Source organism: Janthinobacterium sp. NKUCC08_JDC (assembly GCF_019345575.1).
Taxonomy (GTDB): domain Bacteria; phylum Pseudomonadota; class Gammaproteobacteria; order Burkholderiales; family Burkholderiaceae_D; genus Janthinobacterium; species Janthinobacterium aestuarii.
In genome coordinates this window covers 442,106-458,821 of record NZ_JAHKQW010000001.1, presented here as the reverse complement: position 1 = coordinate 458,821, position 16,716 = coordinate 442,106, and the positions used below count along the sequence as shown (strand labels likewise).

The 16,716-nt window shown below is 62.7% G+C and carries 16 protein-coding genes; 5 read left to right on the top strand and 11 right to left on the bottom strand.

Going from position 1 to position 16,716, the window contains the following annotated elements:
* Positions 1-31: 31 nt before the first annotated feature.
* Complete coding sequence (locus KO538_RS02190) at positions 32-1,189, bottom strand: iron-containing alcohol dehydrogenase (protein ID WP_219327364.1); 1,158 nt, start codon at positions 1,187-1,189, stop codon at positions 32-34.
* A gap of 143 nt (positions 1,190-1,332) precedes the next feature.
* Between KO538_RS02190 and KO538_RS02185 the strand changes: the two genes are divergently transcribed.
* Both KO538_RS02185 and KO538_RS02180 read left to right on the top strand, forming a co-directional pair.
* Complete coding sequence (locus KO538_RS02185; protein ID WP_034750230.1) at positions 1,333-1,638, top strand: hypothetical protein; 306 nt, start codon at positions 1,333-1,335, stop codon at positions 1,636-1,638.
* 125 nt (positions 1,639-1,763) lie between these two features.
* A complete protein-coding gene (locus KO538_RS02180) occupies positions 1,764-2,243 on the top strand; it encodes an Imm26 family immunity protein (protein ID WP_034749862.1) in 480 nt (159 codons plus the stop codon).
* A 98-nt stretch (positions 2,244-2,341) separates the two neighbouring features.
* On the opposite strand, the gene KO538_RS02175 is transcribed toward KO538_RS02180, so the two are convergent.
* Together KO538_RS02175 and ompR are read right to left on the bottom strand one after the other, a co-directional pair.
* Complete coding sequence (locus KO538_RS02175) at positions 2,342-3,700, bottom strand: sensor histidine kinase (protein ID WP_219327363.1); 1,359 nt, start codon at positions 3,698-3,700, stop codon at positions 2,342-2,344.
* A gap of 13 nt (positions 3,701-3,713) precedes the next feature.
* Positions 3,714-4,415 (bottom strand): two-component system response regulator OmpR, encoded by a 702-nt coding sequence (ompR, locus tag KO538_RS02170; protein ID WP_223278807.1) that lies wholly within the window; start codon positions 4,413-4,415, stop codon positions 3,714-3,716.
* Between the two features lie 326 nt (positions 4,416-4,741).
* On the opposite strand from ompR, the gene KO538_RS29265 reads away from it, so the two are divergent.
* Both KO538_RS29265 and KO538_RS02160 read left to right on the top strand, forming a co-directional pair.
* Positions 4,742-5,068, top strand: coding sequence for a hypothetical protein (locus KO538_RS29265; protein WP_374106822.1), 327 nt, complete (start codon positions 4,742-4,744; stop codon positions 5,066-5,068).
* Positions 5,069-5,228: 160 nt separating this feature from the next.
* Positions 5,229-7,088: a flagellar assembly protein A gene (locus KO538_RS02160; protein ID WP_374106821.1), complete on the top strand. Its 1,860-nt coding sequence runs from the start codon at positions 5,229-5,231 to the stop codon at positions 7,086-7,088.
* A 3-nt stretch (positions 7,089-7,091) separates the two neighbouring features.
* Here KO538_RS02160 and arfB read toward each other — a convergent pair whose 3' ends face one another.
* Positions 7,092-7,490, bottom strand: coding sequence for an alternative ribosome rescue aminoacyl-tRNA hydrolase ArfB (gene arfB, locus KO538_RS02155; RefSeq protein WP_034749850.1), 399 nt, complete (start codon positions 7,488-7,490; stop codon positions 7,092-7,094).
* 195 nt (positions 7,491-7,685) lie between these two features.
* Between arfB and KO538_RS02150 the strand changes: the two genes are divergently transcribed.
* On the top strand, positions 7,686-8,168 hold the full coding sequence (locus KO538_RS02150; protein WP_219327360.1) for a chemotaxis protein CheW: 483 nt from the start codon (positions 7,686-7,688) through the stop codon (positions 8,166-8,168).
* A 36-nt stretch (positions 8,169-8,204) separates the two neighbouring features.
* Here KO538_RS02150 and KO538_RS02145 read toward each other — a convergent pair whose 3' ends face one another.
* From KO538_RS02145 to dapC, 7 genes are all read right to left on the bottom strand, one after another.
* A complete protein-coding gene (locus KO538_RS02145) occupies positions 8,205-10,196 on the bottom strand; it encodes an ATP-binding cassette domain-containing protein (RefSeq protein WP_070302106.1) in 1,992 nt (663 codons plus the stop codon).
* A 135-nt stretch (positions 10,197-10,331) separates the two neighbouring features.
* Positions 10,332-11,222 (bottom strand): 50S ribosomal protein L3 N(5)-glutamine methyltransferase, encoded by an 891-nt coding sequence (gene prmB, locus KO538_RS02140; RefSeq protein ID WP_219327359.1) that lies wholly within the window; start codon positions 11,220-11,222, stop codon positions 10,332-10,334.
* A gap of 56 nt (positions 11,223-11,278) precedes the next feature.
* Positions 11,279-12,415, bottom strand: coding sequence for a succinyl-diaminopimelate desuccinylase (gene dapE / locus KO538_RS02135; protein ID WP_219327358.1), 1,137 nt, complete (start codon positions 12,413-12,415; stop codon positions 11,279-11,281).
* A 46-nt stretch (positions 12,416-12,461) separates the two neighbouring features.
* Positions 12,462-12,818 carry an ArsC family reductase gene (locus KO538_RS02130; protein ID WP_219327357.1) on the bottom strand — a complete coding sequence of 119 codons (357 nt, stop codon included), beginning with the start codon at positions 12,816-12,818 and terminating at the stop codon, positions 12,462-12,464.
* Between the two features lie 133 nt (positions 12,819-12,951).
* The gene (locus tag KO538_RS02125) at positions 12,952-14,499 is read right to left on the bottom strand and encodes an FAD-dependent oxidoreductase (protein ID WP_219327356.1); all 1,548 of its coding nucleotides are present in this window, start codon (positions 14,497-14,499) and stop codon (positions 12,952-12,954) included.
* A 121-nt stretch (positions 14,500-14,620) separates the two neighbouring features.
* The gene (dapD, locus tag KO538_RS02120; protein WP_035820379.1) at positions 14,621-15,448 is read right to left on the bottom strand and encodes a 2,3,4,5-tetrahydropyridine-2,6-dicarboxylate N-succinyltransferase; all 828 of its coding nucleotides are present in this window, start codon (positions 15,446-15,448) and stop codon (positions 14,621-14,623) included.
* A 23-nt stretch (positions 15,449-15,471) separates the two neighbouring features.
* Positions 15,472-16,704, bottom strand: coding sequence for a succinyldiaminopimelate transaminase (dapC, locus tag KO538_RS02115; RefSeq protein ID WP_219327355.1), 1,233 nt, complete (start codon positions 16,702-16,704; stop codon positions 15,472-15,474).
* Positions 16,705-16,716 lie beyond the last annotated feature (12 nt).

Genomic DNA, 16,716 nt, shown 5'->3' with positions numbered 1-16,716 from the left:
GCTGACCGTTTTACAACAGTGTGGTGCGAATCTACAGGCTCAGTTCCAGCACCTTGCGGCTGATGGCGGGCGTGATTTCACGCTGTTCGCCCAGCGCCGTCATGCCGTGCGCTTCCAGGGCGGACACGACTGCATCCACGCTCGCATGGTTCAGGCCGTAGTCGGCCAGACGCGTCTTGACGCCCATGTGGCGGAAGAAGAATTCCGTGCGCGCGATGGCCGCCTCGATGCGGCCATCTTCGTCGCCGCCGTCCAGGCCCCAGACGCGGGCCGCGTACTGCAGCAGCTTGGCGCGCTTGGCCTGCTTGCGCACGCGCAGCATGCTGGGCAGGATGATGGCCAGGGTTTGCGCATGGTCGAGCTCGTACAAGGCCGTCAATTCGTGGCCGATGGCGTGCGTGGACCAGTCCTGCGGCACGCCCACGCCGATCAGGCCGTTCAAGGCCAGGGTGGCGCTCCACATCACGTTGGCGCGCACGTCGTAGTCATCCGGATGCGACAGCGCCTTCGGGCCTTCCTCGATCAGGGTCAGCAGGATGCCTTCGGCAAAGCGGTCCTGCACGGAGGCGTTCACAGGGTAGGTCAGGTATTGCTCCATCACATGCGCGAACGCGTCGACGACGCCATTGCCCACCTGGCGCAGCGGCAAGGTGAACGTTTTCGACGGGTCCAGCACGGAGAATTTCGGATACACCTTGCGGCTCATGAACGAGCGCTTTTCCTGCGTGGCCTTGCGCGTGATCACGGCCGAGCCATTCATTTCGGACCCCGTGGCCGGTAACGTCAAGACAGTGCCGAAGGGCAGGGCGGCCTCGACGATCTTGCCGCCCTTGGCCAGGATGTCCCATGCCTCACCCTCGTGCAGGGCAGCCGCGGCGATGAACTTGGTGCCATCGACCACAGAGCCGCCGCCGACGGCCAGCAGGAAATCGATGCGCTCGCTTTTCACGAGGGCCACGGCTTGCATCAGGGTTTCATAGCTGGGATTGGGTTCGATGCCGGCAAACTCGGTCATCGTATGCCCGGCCAGCGCCGCCTTGACTTCATCATAGACGCCGTTCTGCTTGATGCTGCCCCCGCCATACGTCATGAGCACTCTGGCATGGGGCGGGATCAGCGCCGTGATGGCGGCGATCTGGCCCTGGCCGAAGAGGATTTGCGTTGGATTGTAAAAGTCGAAATTGAACATGGGGCTCCTGCCGCTGAGGTTTAGGCTGTTGCTGAGCCATGATTATGGCCGAACGGGTGGAAACGTGTCGTGGACGCTTGAGCTTTTCGCCCGCGCGGTGGAGAATGCAGCCGATGTCACCACCACGCGAAAAAGGAATGCGCATGACCACCGTCCCACTGGAAGAATCCGGCCTGCCGGCCACCGCGCTCGACATGCACCGCGCCATCGGCGCCACCATCGCCGCGCTGCAGGCGCTGGACTTGAACAGCCAGCGTTTCGAGGCGTGCACGGACCCGGAACTGCGCCGCGTGCTCGCGCATGCGGGCGACACGAGCCGCAAGGAAGCGGCCATGCTGCTCGAATGGATGCGCCGCCGCGATGCGCGCCTGGACACGGCCATGAAGGAGGCGCTGTTCAAGGCGGGGCCGATTGTTGCCCAGTATCACTATGACGAGAAAATATTGTAACTATTGGTTTGTTGTTGTGGCGTACCATGCGCCACTTTCGCATCGCTTCGCGTAGACTGTGCCCCTAATTAAATTTAACGCCGGATAGCAGCGGCTGTCCGGTGTATTACAGGGGGCTTTTAGAAATGAAATCATTACCATACCGAGAAGGCAGCTGGTTTGCCGTGCCCCTGCCGGGCGGCGGTTATGCCGTCGGCGTGGTGGCGCGCAGGGCGCCTGCCGGGCGCATCATGCTGGCATATATGTTCGGACCGAAGCGCGACAGCTTGCCCACGCTGCAAGAGCTGGAAGGCTTGCGGCCGGAACAGGCCGTGCGCCGCCTGCGCACGGGCGACATGGCGCTGCTCAACGAGCGCTGGCCCCTGCTGGGCGACAGTCCCCACTGGAACCGTGACGACTGGCCCATGCCGGCCTTTATCCGCCGCAACGAATCCTTGCAGCGCGCCTGGCGCGCCAGTTATGCGGACGCCGATCCTGCCAAGCTGAACCGCGAGGAATCGATTCCCTTCGATACGCCGGGCATGGAAAGCGATTCCTTGTACGGCTACGGGGCGACGGAATTGTTGATGAGTAAATTGCTGGCGCAGGAGCAGGCGTCGGCTTGATTGCTGCTGGGTGACGGTGATGTTGGTGCAGCGTAGGTCGGATTACGCGGTTCCCGCCAATCCGACCTACATCGCCCGCACCGCTGGCGCAATTATTTTTACGCCGCTGGCAAGCTGATCTGAAACGCCAGGCCGCCGCCTTCGCGGTTGCGCACCTGTAATTCGGCGCCGTGGCGCAGCAGCACGCGGTCGACGATGGCCAGGCCCAGGCCGGCACCGTTGGCTTGCCCGCGCGCCGTATCGAGGCGGGTGAACGGTTTCATCAACTGCTCGATCTTTTCCGCCGGCACGCCCGTGCCGTGATCCTGCACCTCGATGATCACCTTTTTTGCGCCGTGGCTGGTGCGTACGTGGCAGGCGATGTCGATTTCCGTCATGTCGCTGCCCGGCGTCTTGCCATAGCGGCGCGCATTCTCGATCAGGTTGTTCAATACGCGGCGCAAGTCGGTGGGATTGCCCATCGCATGCGCGCCATCGGCGATGGTGGCGTTGATCTTCACGTCCGGCAAACGCATCGCTTCGCGCGTCATGTCGCTGAGCAAGCCGCTGAGGTCGACGTCCGTAAAGCTCGACGCTTCCGTCGGCTTGGCATAGTCGAGGAACTGGCCGATGATGGCGTCCATTTGCCCGATATCGGACTGGATGCCTTCGCGCGCCTCGTCCGACAGATTGGCCATTTCCACTTCCAGCTGCATGCGCGCCAGCGGCGTGCGCAAGTCGTGCGAAATGCCGGCCAGAATCACGGCGCGGTCCGATTCCACCTGTTTCAGATCATCGACCATCTGGTTGAAGCTGCGGTTCGCCTCGATGATTTCGATCGGCCCCTTTTCCGGCAGCGGCGCCGGCTGCTTGCCCTTGGCGATGTCGCGCGCGGCCGCCGTCAAACGCGACAGCGGCAGATTGATCAGGCTGGAAATGATGGCTGCACCCAGCAGGGACAGCAGGGATACCAGGCTGGCCCAGCCCAGCCATTGGAAGCCCGTCAGGCCGCGCAGGCGTTCGCGGTCCAGCATCAGCCAGTACTCGTCGTCGTCGATCTTGAAGCTGACCCAGAAGCCGGCCACGCCATTGACACGCGCGGAAAAGCGCGTGTCCTTGCCCAGCTTGGCCTTCACCAGCGCCTCGATGTCGGGCATCAGGTAATTGTCGGGCGGCGGCTCGATGCGGTCGTCCTCTTCCAGCGAGAAGATGCGGATGCCTTCATTGCTGACGAGGTCGAACAGCAGCTCGCGCCGCAGCTCGGGAGCCGAGTGTGTCAGTGCCGCATGCGTGATGGTGACGACGGAAATGATCTGGGCGGAAATCTGCTGCGCCTGCGGCTCGCGCTGGATGACGGAAATCATGCCGATCCAGGTGATCATGCTGACGGTGGTCAAGGTGCCGAGCAGCAAAAAGGTGCGCCAGAACAGGCCGCTTTTCAGCCGCGCCAGGCTGATATCGGGAACAAGCTTCATCATGCCTCGCCTGCGATCAGCGCGGCTGTCCGTCCGGGATGAAGACGTAGCCGAGACCCCACACGGTCTGGATGAACAGCGGGCTCGACGGGTCGGGTTCGATCAGTTTGCGCAAGCGCGAAATCTGCACGTCCAGGCTGCGGTCGAACACTTCATATTCGCGGCCGCGCGCCAGTTCCATCAGTTTCTCGCGCGACAGCGGTTGGCGCGCATGGCGGGCAAACACTTTCAGCACAGAAAATTCACCGGTCGTCAGCGGCACCGTTTCGCCATTCTTTTTCAGGGTGCGCGTGCCCAGGTCCAGCACGAAGTCGCCGAACTCGAAGGTTTGCGGCGTTTCCGACGGCGCGCCCGGGATTTCATCGGGACCTTTGCGGCGCAGCACGGCGCCGATGCGGGCCACTAGTTCGCGCGGATTGAACGGTTTCGGCAGGTAGTCGTCGGCACCCATTTCCAGGCCCACGATGCGGTCCACGTCCTCGCCCTTGGCCGTCAGCATGATGATCGGCGTCTGGTCGCCCGCGCCGCGCAGGCGGCGGCAGATCGACAGGCCATCTTCACCGGGCAGCATCAGGTCGAGCACCAGCAAGTCGTAGCGTTCGCGCAGCCACAGCTTGTTCATGGCCGTCGCGCTCTCTGCCGTGAAGACATTGAAGCCCTGTTCGGTCAGGTAGCGCCGCAGCAGGTCGCGCAGGCGCACATCGTCGTCGACCACCATGATTTTTGCCTGGTGGCCGTGGATCGATTGCGTTGTTGTATTGCTGCCGGTAGTGGAGGTTGTGGTCATTTAAGGTGTCGTGTTATCTTATATTAGTTGCTATAGTAACGCCTCGCGCGGCGTCGGCAAGGGGCTGTGGCGACCCATTACAAAGTGTTACAAACTTTACCCAATTACTCTTACTGCACCGTGTAAAGCATCATACACTGGGGCCACAGTGGAAATCAGCTTTAGTTTATACGGCATCGCGGAAGAGGAACTCAATGAATATCTTTACTAAAAAAATTCACGCCGCTCCCAGCGCAGCTATTGCCGCACGTACATCTGTGCTGTCCGCATTTGCCGTGTGTTCCGTGTTTGCCGCCAGCCTGGCGTCGGCACAAAACCAGCCGCCACCGCGCCGTGACGACCAGCAGCAAATGCAGACCCAGCGGTATGAACAGGTACAGCGCAGCAACAGCAATGATACGCGACTGCGCGAGCAGCGTGACGCACGCAGTTTCGACACGCGCGCCGAAGAGCAGCGCCGCGCCAACGAAGGCGCCGACGCTTCGCGCCGCACAGGCCGCATGACGCCAGACGAACGCCGCGACCTGCGCCGCCAGATCAACGAAGTGGGCCAGGACATCTACTCGAATCCGCCGCGCCGCTAGGCACCACGCACCCCATCCGACAGGGCCATCTCGCAAGACATGGCCCTGTCTGCATTTGGCCGCCAACATTATTGCTGAGCCAGGCACACGGCCCCGCCCCGTGATATTGTTCTAACGCAATGAGGTAATTCTCTGACATTGTTGCTGGGGGAGGCAAGTGGTGAGCGACGACGACACACCCATTCCGGATGCGGCCCCCGCAGGCGGCTTGCCGCATGGTCTCGTCCAACGCGACGAGGGCGTGTTCCTGGACCTGTCGCTGGCGCCGGCGCAGCTGCGCGCCGCCGTCGACCAGCTGTTCCAGTCGGGCCAGTTGCTGGCCGGCCTCGATTACGGTTTGTTCCTGCTGACCTTGTTTCACGCCCCTGTCCCCCGCGCTGCGCCCAAGGTCGACGCCTTGCTGCGCATCGCCGTGCGCGTGGCGCCGTTCCCGCCTCCGCGCCGCGCGCTGTACCAACAGGTCAAGATCCGTGGCGACAGCGCCGAGTTTTACTTTGAAACCTTGCTTGCGGACGCGGATGGCCAGGTGGCGGCGCGCCGCGAGTTTGACGAGCTGGTGGCGGACCTGTGGTGCAAGGGCGTGCACTACGGTATCGATAGCGTGGCCGTGCGCGCCATGCTTGCCAGCGGCAAGGCCGAGCGCATCACGGTGGCGCGGGTACTGCCGCCGCAGCCGGGCCGGGACGCCCAGCTCGTTGAGGTGTCGCAAGGTATCCACCGCGACGATGCGCCGCGCGAACGCTCCGATGGCCGCCTGGATTTGCTCAGCTTCAAGAACCGCTTCCCGCAGGTGAAAAAACACGCGCGCCTGCTGCGTCTGTTGCCCGGTACGCCCGGCTTGCCTGGCTACGACCTGGCCGGCAAGGCGCTGCCGCCGCCCGCGCCGCAGGAACTGGACCTGGCCACAGTGGCGGGGCCAGGCACGGCGGTCGAGCATTTCAGCGATGGCAATTTCCTCGTTGCCACCCAGGATGGCTATGTGAATGTCGATGAGCACGGCAAGATGGCGATCGAAAACAAGATCGTCAGCCGCGAAGGCGTCAGCAGCCGCACCACGGGCAATCTGAAGCTGCGCGCCGCCTATGAGGAGTACGGCGAAGTGCAGGAGCAGCGCCAGCTCGACGGCAGCGACATCACCATCCATGGCGACGTGTATGGCCATCTGCACTCGCATGGCGGCTTGATCTTGCTACACCGCAACCTGGTGGGCGGCACGGCCTTCAATGCGCATGGCGACGTGCGCGTCGAGGGCGTCGCTTCCGGTTCCGTGCTGCAGGTGCTGAGCGGCGAAGTACACGTGAAGCGTGCGGAAAGCTGCGTCATCGCCGGCACGCGCGTGGTGATCGACAGCGCCAGCAATTGCGAGATCATCGCCGACGAGGTCGTCATCGAGCTGGCCGAAGGCTGCGCCGTGGCGGCGCGCACCATCCGCATCGGCAGCGCCGGTCCCCGCAAGCAGGTGGAGATGCTGCTGTTTCCCCTCGTACCCGACCTGAGTGCGCTGGAGCAAAAGATCGCCGAAAGCCTGGCGAAGGCGGCGCAATTCCTGCAGGTGCAGCACAAGCGCCAGCAGGAAATCGATGCCATCGCGCAATTGCCCGAGGTGCGCAATTACCTGACCCTGGCGGGCCAGCTGCGGCGCGGCGAATTGCAACTGCAGCCAGCGCAACAGCTGCAGTACGACAAGCTGGCCGCGCGCATCGCTCCTGTCCTGAAAGAGGTGGCGCGCTTGCGCGTGGAGGTAAAACAGTCGGAAATCCTGCACGCGCAGATGCTGGCGCTGGTGGAGCAAGTGCGCCAGGAGCGGCAGGCGACGGCCGGCCAGTCGCGCTGCAGCCTGGGCCTGATCGATGGCGAGACGACGGTGCGCGCCCTGGTCGTGCCGCCCGGGCCGGCCAAGGTCTACGACCGGCCGCCGAAAGAAATCAAGGCCTTGCTGCGCAGCGCCACGCCGGCCACGCAGCCCGTATTCGCGGACAGCACGGGCAGCCTGGAGTGGACTTACCAGCCACCACCGTAGCGTTTAATCCGTCACCTTGCCGCGTGATTGCTTGAGCACGCTGTGCGTGCTCTTGCTGTCGAGGCGGCGCCGCTGCGAGCTGCGCGTGGGCTTGGTGGCGCGGCGCACGGCGGGCAGGAAGGTCACGCTGTCGATGATTTCCTGCAAGCGCCGCAACGCTTCTTCCTTGTTCTGCTCCTGGCTGCGCGATTGCTGCGCCTTGAGTACCAGCACGCCATCCTTGCTGATGCGGCTGTCGCGCAGGGCCAGCAGCCGTTCCTTGTACGCTTCCGGCAGCGACGAGGCGGCGATCGGAAAGCGCAAATGGATGGCGCTGGACACCTTGTTGACGTTCTGGCCGCCCGGGCCCTGGGCGCGGATGGCGGAAAATTCAACTTCAGCGGGGTTGACGAGGTGTTGCATGGCCTGCCTGTGGGGGAATGATGTGGGTATTGTAAGGGAAGATGGCTGCGCCGGCGCAATGCCGGGCGGCCAGCCGATGATGTCTTCCGGGAAAGTTGATGTTTCTCAACGCCGCTTGCGGCGATGCTGGTTAGCATGGGGCCAACGTTGCGCCACTGCGCATCCTGGCAGCGCTTACCGGATGAAAGGAACACCATGCAGCCCACGATCACGCCTGGCGCCGCAACCGCGCAATCCCTGACGCAGTACCTGAGCTTTCGGCTGGGCGGCCTGGAATACGGCCTCGATTACCGCCGCGTGCGGGAATTGCGTCCGCTGAAGGAACTCGACCGTTTTTCCTCGGAAGGGGAAGTGCTGCACAGCGTGGCCGTCTCGCGCGGCGTGATCATCCCCATCGTCGACATGCGCGCCGCGTTCGGCAGTGCCCACGGCGCGCCCGACCCGGCCACCGACGTGATCATCCTGCAGCTGAGTAATGGCGTGATGGGCATGGTGGTCGATGGCGTCACCGATATCGTCAGCCTGGCACCCGGCGACATCGCCGCCGTGCCTGGCCTGGGCGAGGCGGAAGCCGATTACCTGCTGGGCCTGGGGGCGGTGGCGGGGCGCCGATTGATCCTCGTCGACATCGACCGCCTGATGGCGATCCGCAGCCCCAGCCCCATGCAGGCGGCATAAAAAAAGACGACCCTGGGGTCGTCTTTGTGTTTGGTGTTAGCCGAGCTTTTCCAACTGATCCTGCAGATCGAGCCATTCCGCTTCCAGCTGCGCCAGATCCTTGGTGAAGAAGGTCTGGTCGGCCAGCAGTTGCTTCAATTTCGCCTTGTTGGCGGCGTCATAGATGGTCGGTTCGCCCAGCTTGGCGTCGGTTTCCGCCTTTTGCGCATTGCGCTTGGCGATCTGCTCTTCCTGGCGCTTGATCTTGTTTTCGATCGGCTTGCGCAAAGCGGCGGCTTTCTGGCGCTCTTCCGCTTCCTTGCGCTTGTCGCGCACGGGCGCGGCAGGGGCTGCCGCGGCAACGACGGGCGAGACCACGGGGAAGTCGGTCTTGTTGGCCTTGCCGGCGGCCGGCAGCACGTCCGTGCCTTTACCCAGCTTGGTCTTGAACAGCCAGTCCTTGTAGTCATCGAGGTCGCCGTCGAACGGTTGCAGCTTGCCGTCGGCAACGATGATGAATTCGTCCGTGGTGGCGCGCAGCAAATGGCGATCATGGGACACGACGACCAGGGTGCCTTCGAACTGGGCCAGCGCTTCCGTCAGCGCTTCGCGCGTTTCCAGATCCAGGTGATTGGTCGGTTCATCGAGCAGCAGCAGGTTAGGACGCTGCCAGACGATCAGGGCCAGCGCCAGACGGGCTTTTTCGCCGCCCGAGAACGGCGCGATCGAGGCGGTCACCATGTTGCCGGGGAAGTTGAAGCCGCCCAGGAAGTTGCGCAGTTCCTGCTCGCGCACGGTCGGGGCGATCTTCGACAGATGCCACAGCGGCGATTCGTCGTGGCGCAGCATTTCCACCTGGTGCTGGGCGAAGTAGCCGATGTTGAGGCCCTTGCCCATGGTGGCGTCGCCCGTCAACGGCATCAGTTCGCCGGCGATGGTCTTGATCAGGGTCGATTTGCCGGCGCCGTTCTGGCCCAGCAAGCCGATACGCTGGCCGATCTGCAGCGAAAACTTGATGCCGTTGACGATGGTTTTATGCGTGATCTCGCCCGTCGCTTCGTTCTCGATCTTGTAGCCCGCATCGACGTCTTCCATCACCAGCAATGGGTTCGGCGCGCTCAGCGGCTCGCGGAATTCGAACGAGAATTCCGCGGCGGCGCGCAGTGGCGCCAGTTCTTCCATCTTCGCCAGCGCCTTCATGCGGCTTTGCGCCTGGCGGGCCTTCGACGCTTGCGCCTTGAAGCGGTTCACGAACGATTCCAGGTGGGCACGCTTGCGCTGCTGCTTTTCCAGCGCACCGGCGGCCAGGATCATCTGCGCCGCGCGCTGGCGCTCGAAGCTCGAATAGTTGCCCGAATACCGTTTCAGCTTGCGTTCATCGATATGCACGACGACGTTGACGACTTCGTCGAGGAAGTCGCGGTCATGGGAAATGATCAATAATGTGCCGGCGTAGCGCTTGAGCCAGTCTTCCAGCCAGATGATGGCGTCCAGATCCAAGTGATTGGTCGGTTCATCGAGCAGCAGCAGGTCGGACGGGCACATCAGCGCTTGCGCCAGGTTCAAGCGCATGCGCCAGCCGCCCGAGAAACTGGCCACCGGTTGCTGCATCTGGTCCAGGGTAAAGCCCAGGCCCAGCAGCAACTGCTCGCCGCGCGACTGCACGGTGTACGCGTCGGCATCGGCCAGCGCGCTGTAGATTTCGCCGATGGCGATGCCGTTTTCCGACGTGGCCGGTTCCGATTCCAGGCGCGTCAGTTCCGCTTCCAGTTTGCGCAGGGTGATGTCGCCATCGATCGCGTAGTCGAGCGCGGCACGGTCCAGCGGCGGCGTTTCCTGCGCCACGTAAGCCACGCGCCATTTGGCCGGGAAATCGATCTCGCCCTGGTCAGGGTGCAATTCGCCACGCATCATGGCGAACAGGCTCGATTTGCCCGCGCCATTGGCGCCGATCAGGCCGATCTTGTCGCCCGGATTGAGGGTGACGTCGACTTGTTCGAGCAACGGTTTGATGCCGCGCATCAGGCTTACTTGTAGGAAACGTATCATTTTTTTCTTTGTAAAGGCTGGGGTTTAACCCTCGCCGTAAAATTCAGGTAGGTCGGATTAGCGTAGCGTAATCCGACAAGTGGCGCCGTGCCCGTCGGATTACGCCCTTCGGGCTAATCCGACCTACCAAGTCGATCAACCCAGCTTCAGCTGCTCGGCCGTCAGCAGGAATACCATGTCGTCGCCGGCGCTCGTCGTCAGCCAGGTCAGGCCCAGCTCGCCGAAGGCCGCTTCCGCGTATGCGCGCTCATTGCCGATTTCAATCATCAGGATGCCGTCGTCCGTCAGGCGTTCGGCCGCACCGGCGATGATCTTGCGCACCAGGTCCATGCCGTCGCTGCCGCCATCGAGGGCGATTTGCGGTTCGGCCAGGTATTCCTGGGGCAGGGCGCCCATCGACGCGGAATTCACGTATGGTGGGTTGCTGATGATCAAATCATATTTCTTGGCCGGCACGTTCGTGTACAGGTCCGATTCGATCAGGTTCACGCGGTCCTGCAGCTTGTACGTGTCGACGTTGCGCTTGGCCACGGCCAGCGCGTCGGCGGAAATGTCCACGGCATCGACCGCGGCGTTCGGGAAGGCGTCGGCCATCATGATGGACAGGCAGCCCGAACCGGTGCACAGTTCCAGGATGTTTTCCACGGCTTCCGGTTCCGCCACCCATGGCGAAAAGTATTCAGGGATCAGCTCGGCGATGAAGGAGCGGGGCACGATCACGCGCTCGTCGACGTAGAAGTTATACGTACCCAGCCAGCCTTCCTTGGTGATGTAGGCGGCCGGCACCCGGTCGATGCTGCGGCGGTCGATGACGCTCATCACGCTGGCCACTTCCGATGGCAGCAGCTTGGCGTCGAGAAACGGTTCGAGCTTGTCGAGCGGCAACTTCAACGTGTGCAGGATCAGATAGGCCGCCTCGTCGAACGCTTCGGCGCTGCCGTGGCCGAAAAACAGCTTGGCGGTATTGAAACGGGTAACGGCGTAGCGCAGCAGGTCGCGTGGCGTGGAAAACGGGTTCGGGGTCATGGCATTCTCGAAAAGACGGTGTTCTGGCCCGCCGTGACGGGCCTCGGTATTCTGGTTCAGACGGGCAGCAAATGCTCCAGCGTGCGCCGGTAAATATTCTTCAGGGGATCGATGTGGCGCAGTTCGATGTGCTCGTCGATCTTGTGAATACTGGCATTGGGCGGCCCGAATTCTATCACTTGGGGGCAGATTTGCGCGATAAACCGGCCATCCGAGGTGCCGCCCGTGGTCGACAGTTCCGTCGCGATGCCCGTTTCTTCGAGGATCGCGGACGACAGCGCATCGCTCAAGGTGCCGCGTGGCGTGAGGAAGGGCAGGCCGCTCAGGGTCCATTGCAAATCGTATTGCAAGTCATGCTTGTCGAGGATGGCGTGCACCCGTTCCTGCAGGTTTTCCGCCGTGCTGGCCGTGGAAAAGCGGAAGTTAAAGTCGATCACCATGTCGCCGGGAATCACGTTGTTGGCGCCCGTGCCCGCGTTGATATTGGACATTTGCCACGAGGTCGGCAGGTAATACTCGTTGCCCGCATCCCATTTCTCTTCGACAAGATCGGCCAGCGCCTGCGCCGCTTCGTGGATCGGGTTTTTCGCCAGGTGCGGGTAGGCGATATGGCCTTGCACGCCCTTGATCGTCAAACGGCCTGACAGCGAACCGCGGCGGCCGTTCTTGATCATGTCGCCCAGCTGCGCGCTCGACGTCGGCTCGCCGACCAGGCAATAGTCGATCTGCTCGCCCCGTTCCTTCAATTTGTTGCAGACGATGACGGTGCCATCCGTGGCCGGGCCTTCCTCGTCGCTGGTGATCAGAAAGGCGATCGAACCCGTGTGCTCGGGCGTGGCGGCGATGAATTCCTCGCAGGCGACCACCATGGCGGCGATCGACGTCTTCATGTCGGCCGCGCCACGGCCGTACAGCTTGCCGTCGCGGTGGGTGGGAATGAAGGGCAGCGAGCGCCATTGCTCGACGGGGCCGGTCGGCACCACGTCCGTATGGCCGGCAAAGACGAACACGGGAGAAGTTGTGCCACGGCGTGCCCACAGATTGGTGACGTCGTTCGACTGTATCGTCTCGCAGACAAAGCCCAGCGGCGTGAGGATGTCGATCAGGTGCTGCTGGCAGCCCTTGTCGTCGGGCGTGACCGAGGACAGGGCGATCAGTTTTTCGGTCAGGGCGAGGGTTTTGGAGGTGGTCATGGGTAAGGTCGTGCCGGCAACATCGTTCCGGTGGTCAACTAGAAGGTTACAGCGAAAAAATGGTCTTGTACTGCGCATCCGAAAACGCCACGCTGAACTGGCCATCCTTGTCCAGCACGGGGCGCTTGATGATGGAAGGGTTTTCCAGCATCAGCTCCAGAGCGCTGTCCGCATCGATAGTGGATGCCTTGCGCTCGTCGGACAGGGCGCGCCAGGTCGTGCCTTTCTTGTTGACCAGCACATCCCATGGCAATTGCTGCAGCCACGCTGCGACTGTCGCGCGTTCCAGGCCCTGCTTCTTGAAGTCGTGGAAGGTGAAGTCGAGTTGCTGCGCGGCCAGCCAGGTGCGGGCCTTTTTGACGGTATCGCAGTTGGGGATACCGTAGAGTGTAATGGTCGTCATGGGTAGGGCTAAGGGGAATGAATGCGGTTCGCTTGATCGCGGCGCTTGCGCCAGGGAAAAATGCGATGGTCGCCGCCATTATACAGTTGATGCGCAGTCAATGCGGCAGTGCAACACGGCCCGGTGATTTTCCCTACACAGGCCGTGGCGCCGCCTTGCCCATCTCTGCCGGACCGAAATGCAGGCCCAGCCGCAAGGCGAGGGCGCGCAGGGCGCCGCTTTCCTGCAGGTGCAGGGCCAGCGCGATGTGGCCATCGGGGCGCACGAGGTAGGCCGCGTCGCGGCCCAGGCCCGCCAGCTTGGCGGCCACGTTATAGGTGTAGCAATGCACGGGCAGTTTCAGCACGCGTGCTTCGTCCAGCAATTCGGGCGCCGCTTCGCCATAGATGTGCAATTGCCAATCCATGCTGCGCAGGGCGATAAAGTTGTCTTGCGTGCCGTCGGAAAACCATGGCAGGCGGTCACCGCCGCGCAGGTATTCCGCATGGCCGGCGGACAGGGCGCTGTCTTCATAGCTGATCTGGATCTGCGACACTGTTTTGAACAGCAGACGGCGCGCCCGTCCGAAGCCCGAGAGGAAGGGCAGCGCATGCGGCACCAGCCAGCGCCGAAGGAATTGCCCGGCCATGCCTTGCGCGACGATGGCCTGGAAGGCGCGGTCGGTGGTGGTGACGAGCTTGCGGGCAAACACGATGCGCTCGCTTTCATAGGTATCGAGCAGGGTGTCGTTGCTCTGGCCCCGCAGTTTTTGCGCCAGTTTCCACGCCAGGTTGACGGCGTCGCCCAGGCCCGTGTTCATGCCCTGGCCGCCCACGGGGCTGTGCAAATGGGCCGCGTCGCCGAGGATGAAGCAGCGCCGTTCGCGGAACTGCGCCGCCACCCGGTGATGCACTTTATACGTGGAAAACCAGTTCACGTGTTCGACCTCGATGCCCAGCAAGGTTTGCACCTGCTCCCGCACATCGTCGAAGACGGGTGCCGGCGCGCCATCGGGGCGGTCGGGCAGGATGCCGATCAGGCGCTGCATGCCACTGGTGCGCACGGGCAGCATCAGCGCAAACGAGTTCGCGCCCAGGTGGGCGTGCAAATCCGTGTTCTTGCCTGCCACTTGCGCGTCGGCCACGTAGTACAGGTGGTCGTAGGTGCCGCCGGAGAACTCGAAACCGGCGATCTCGCGCACTTTGCTGCGGGCGCCGTCGCAGCCGCAAATGTAGTTAAACGTGCAATATTGGCGTTCGCCGTCCTTGAGCACGATGGCTTGCACTTCGCTATCGTCCTGCGTCCACAGGTCCAGCGCGACGTTCCATTCCACGTGCACGCCGGCCGCCGCCAGCTTGCTGATCAGAAAGCGTTCATGCTCGTCCTGAGGCAAGCTCAGTACGAAAGGATAGGGGCTCAAGCCTTCGCCGATCTCGCCCAGCGCCAGTTTCACCAACTCCTCGCCGCCTTCGTGGATGTGCATGGCATTGATCTTGATACCGAGGCTGACCAGTTCATCGGCAAAGCCCAGCTGCTGGTAAAACTCCAAGGTGCGCGCATGCACGGCCATGGCCCGCGACGCCTGGCCCGGACCGCTGTTCTTGTCGATGATGCGGCAATCGACGCCATGGCGCGCCAGGCGCAAGGCCAGCATGAGACCGGTAGGACCGGCGCCGACGATCAGGACGGGAGGTGTATTCATGCCATCCAGTATAGGACAGGATGGGCGATGGCTGCGCGACGATTGAAGTTGCCAGTAGGAAATGAAAATGTCCCGCCGGGGCGGGACATTCAAGTGTTACCGATACTTCGCAGTGCGGTAATTAAATGCCGCGCAGCAGTTCGTTGATGCCCGTTTTCGCGCGGGTTTTTGCATCCACGCGCTTGACGATGACGGCGCAGTACAGCGAGTACTTGCCATCTTCCGAAGGCAGGTTGCCCGAGACCACGACGGAGCCGGCTGGCACGCGGCCGTAGGTCACTTCGCCCGTGGCGCGGTCGTAGATCTTGGTCGACTGGCCGATGTAGACGCCCATCGAGATGACCGAGTTTTCTTCGACGATCACGCCTTCGACGATTTCCGAACGGGCGCCGATGAAGCAGTTGTCTTCGATGATGGTCGGGTTCGCTTGCATAGGTTCCAGCACGCCGCCGATGCCGACGCCGCCGGACAGGTGGACGTTCTTGCCGATCTGGGCGCAGGAGCCGACGGTGGCCCAGGTGTCGACCATGGCGCCTTCATCGACGTAGGCGCCGATGTTGACGTAGGACGGCATCAGCACGACGTTCTTGGCGATGAAGCTGCCGCGGCGGGCGACGGCTGGCGGCACGACGCGGAAACCGCCTTTGACGAAGTCTTCCTTGGTGTAGTTGGCGAACTTGGTCGGAACCTTGTCGTAGAACTGCATCGTGCCATCGGACGGCAGGACGACGTTGTCTTCCAGGCGGAACGACAGCAGCACGGCTTTCTTGACCCACTGGTTGACCACCCAGTCGCCCGTGGTTTTTTCGGCCACGCGGATGCTGCCGTTGTCCAGGCCATTGATGACGTGGGAGACGGCGTCGCGCAGTTCGGCCGTGCCGTTGCCTGGATTGATCTCGGCGCGGTTTTCCCAGGCCTGGTCGATGATGGTTTGCAGTTGTTGGCTCATGATGATGTCTTGTTTATGTAGGGTTAATGCGTGGTTGATGCGGATGCGGAAAGCTGCTGGCAGAATTTTACTATGCGCAGTGCGGCTTCCAGCCCTTCGGCCGTTTCGGCCACGAGGGCCATGCGGATGCGGTTGCGGCCCGGATTGATGCCGTGCGCGTCGCGCGCCAGGTAACTGCCAGGCAATACCGTCACATTATATTCGGCGTACAGGCGTTGCGCGAATTGCGTGTCGGACAGTCCCGTGCGGCTGACGTCGGCCCACAGGTAGAAGCCGGCGTCCGGCAATTGCACGTCCATCACCGATTGCAGCAGCGGCGTGATGGCGTCGAACTTGGCGCGGTACTTGGCGCGATTTTCCTCGACATGGGTTTCGTCGTTCCAGGCCGCGACGGAGGCCGCCTGCACGGCGGGGCTCATGGCGCCGCCGTGGTAGGTTCGGTAGAGCAGGAATTTTTTCAGTACTTCCGCGTCGCCGGCGACAAAGCCCGAGCGCATGCCCGGCACGTTCGAGCGCTTCGACAGGCTGGAAAACACCACCAGGCGCGCGTATGGGCGCTCGATGGTGGACAGGCCCAGCATGTTGGCCGCCTGCAGCGCGCCCAGCGGTGGCGTGTCGCCGTGGTAAATCTCGGAATAGCACTCGTCGGCGGCGATGACGAAATCATAGCGCTCGGACAGGGCGAACAGGTGTTCCCAGTCCGTCAGGGTGAGCACGGCGCCCGTCGGGTTGCCGGGCGAGCACAGGAACAGCAGCTTGACCTTTTCCCACACGGACGCGGGCACGCTGTCGTAGTCGCAGCCGAAATTGCGCGCCGGGTCGGAATTGACGAAATATGGTTCCGCGCCGGCCAGGTAGGCCGCGCCTTCATAGATCTGGTAAAACGGGTTCGGGCTGATCACGAGCGAACCGGCCGATGGATCGATCACCGTTTGCGCCAGCGCAAACAGCGCTTCGCGTGAACCGTTCACGGGCAGGATTTGCGTGGCAGGATTGAGCTTGGGGATGCCGTAGCGGCGCTCCAGCCAGCCGGCGATGGCGGTGCGCAAGGCTTCCGAACCGATGGTGGTCGGATAGCTGGCCAGGCCATGGATATTGTCGGTCAATGCCTGCTCGATGAAGGCTGGCGTCGGGTGCTTGGGTTCGCCCATGCCCAGGCTGATGGGCGCATATTCGGGGTTGACCGTCACGCCGGCAAACAGCTGGCGCAGCTTTTCAAACGGGTATGGTTGCAGTTTAGCAAGAAGTGGATTCACGGAGCGGACCAG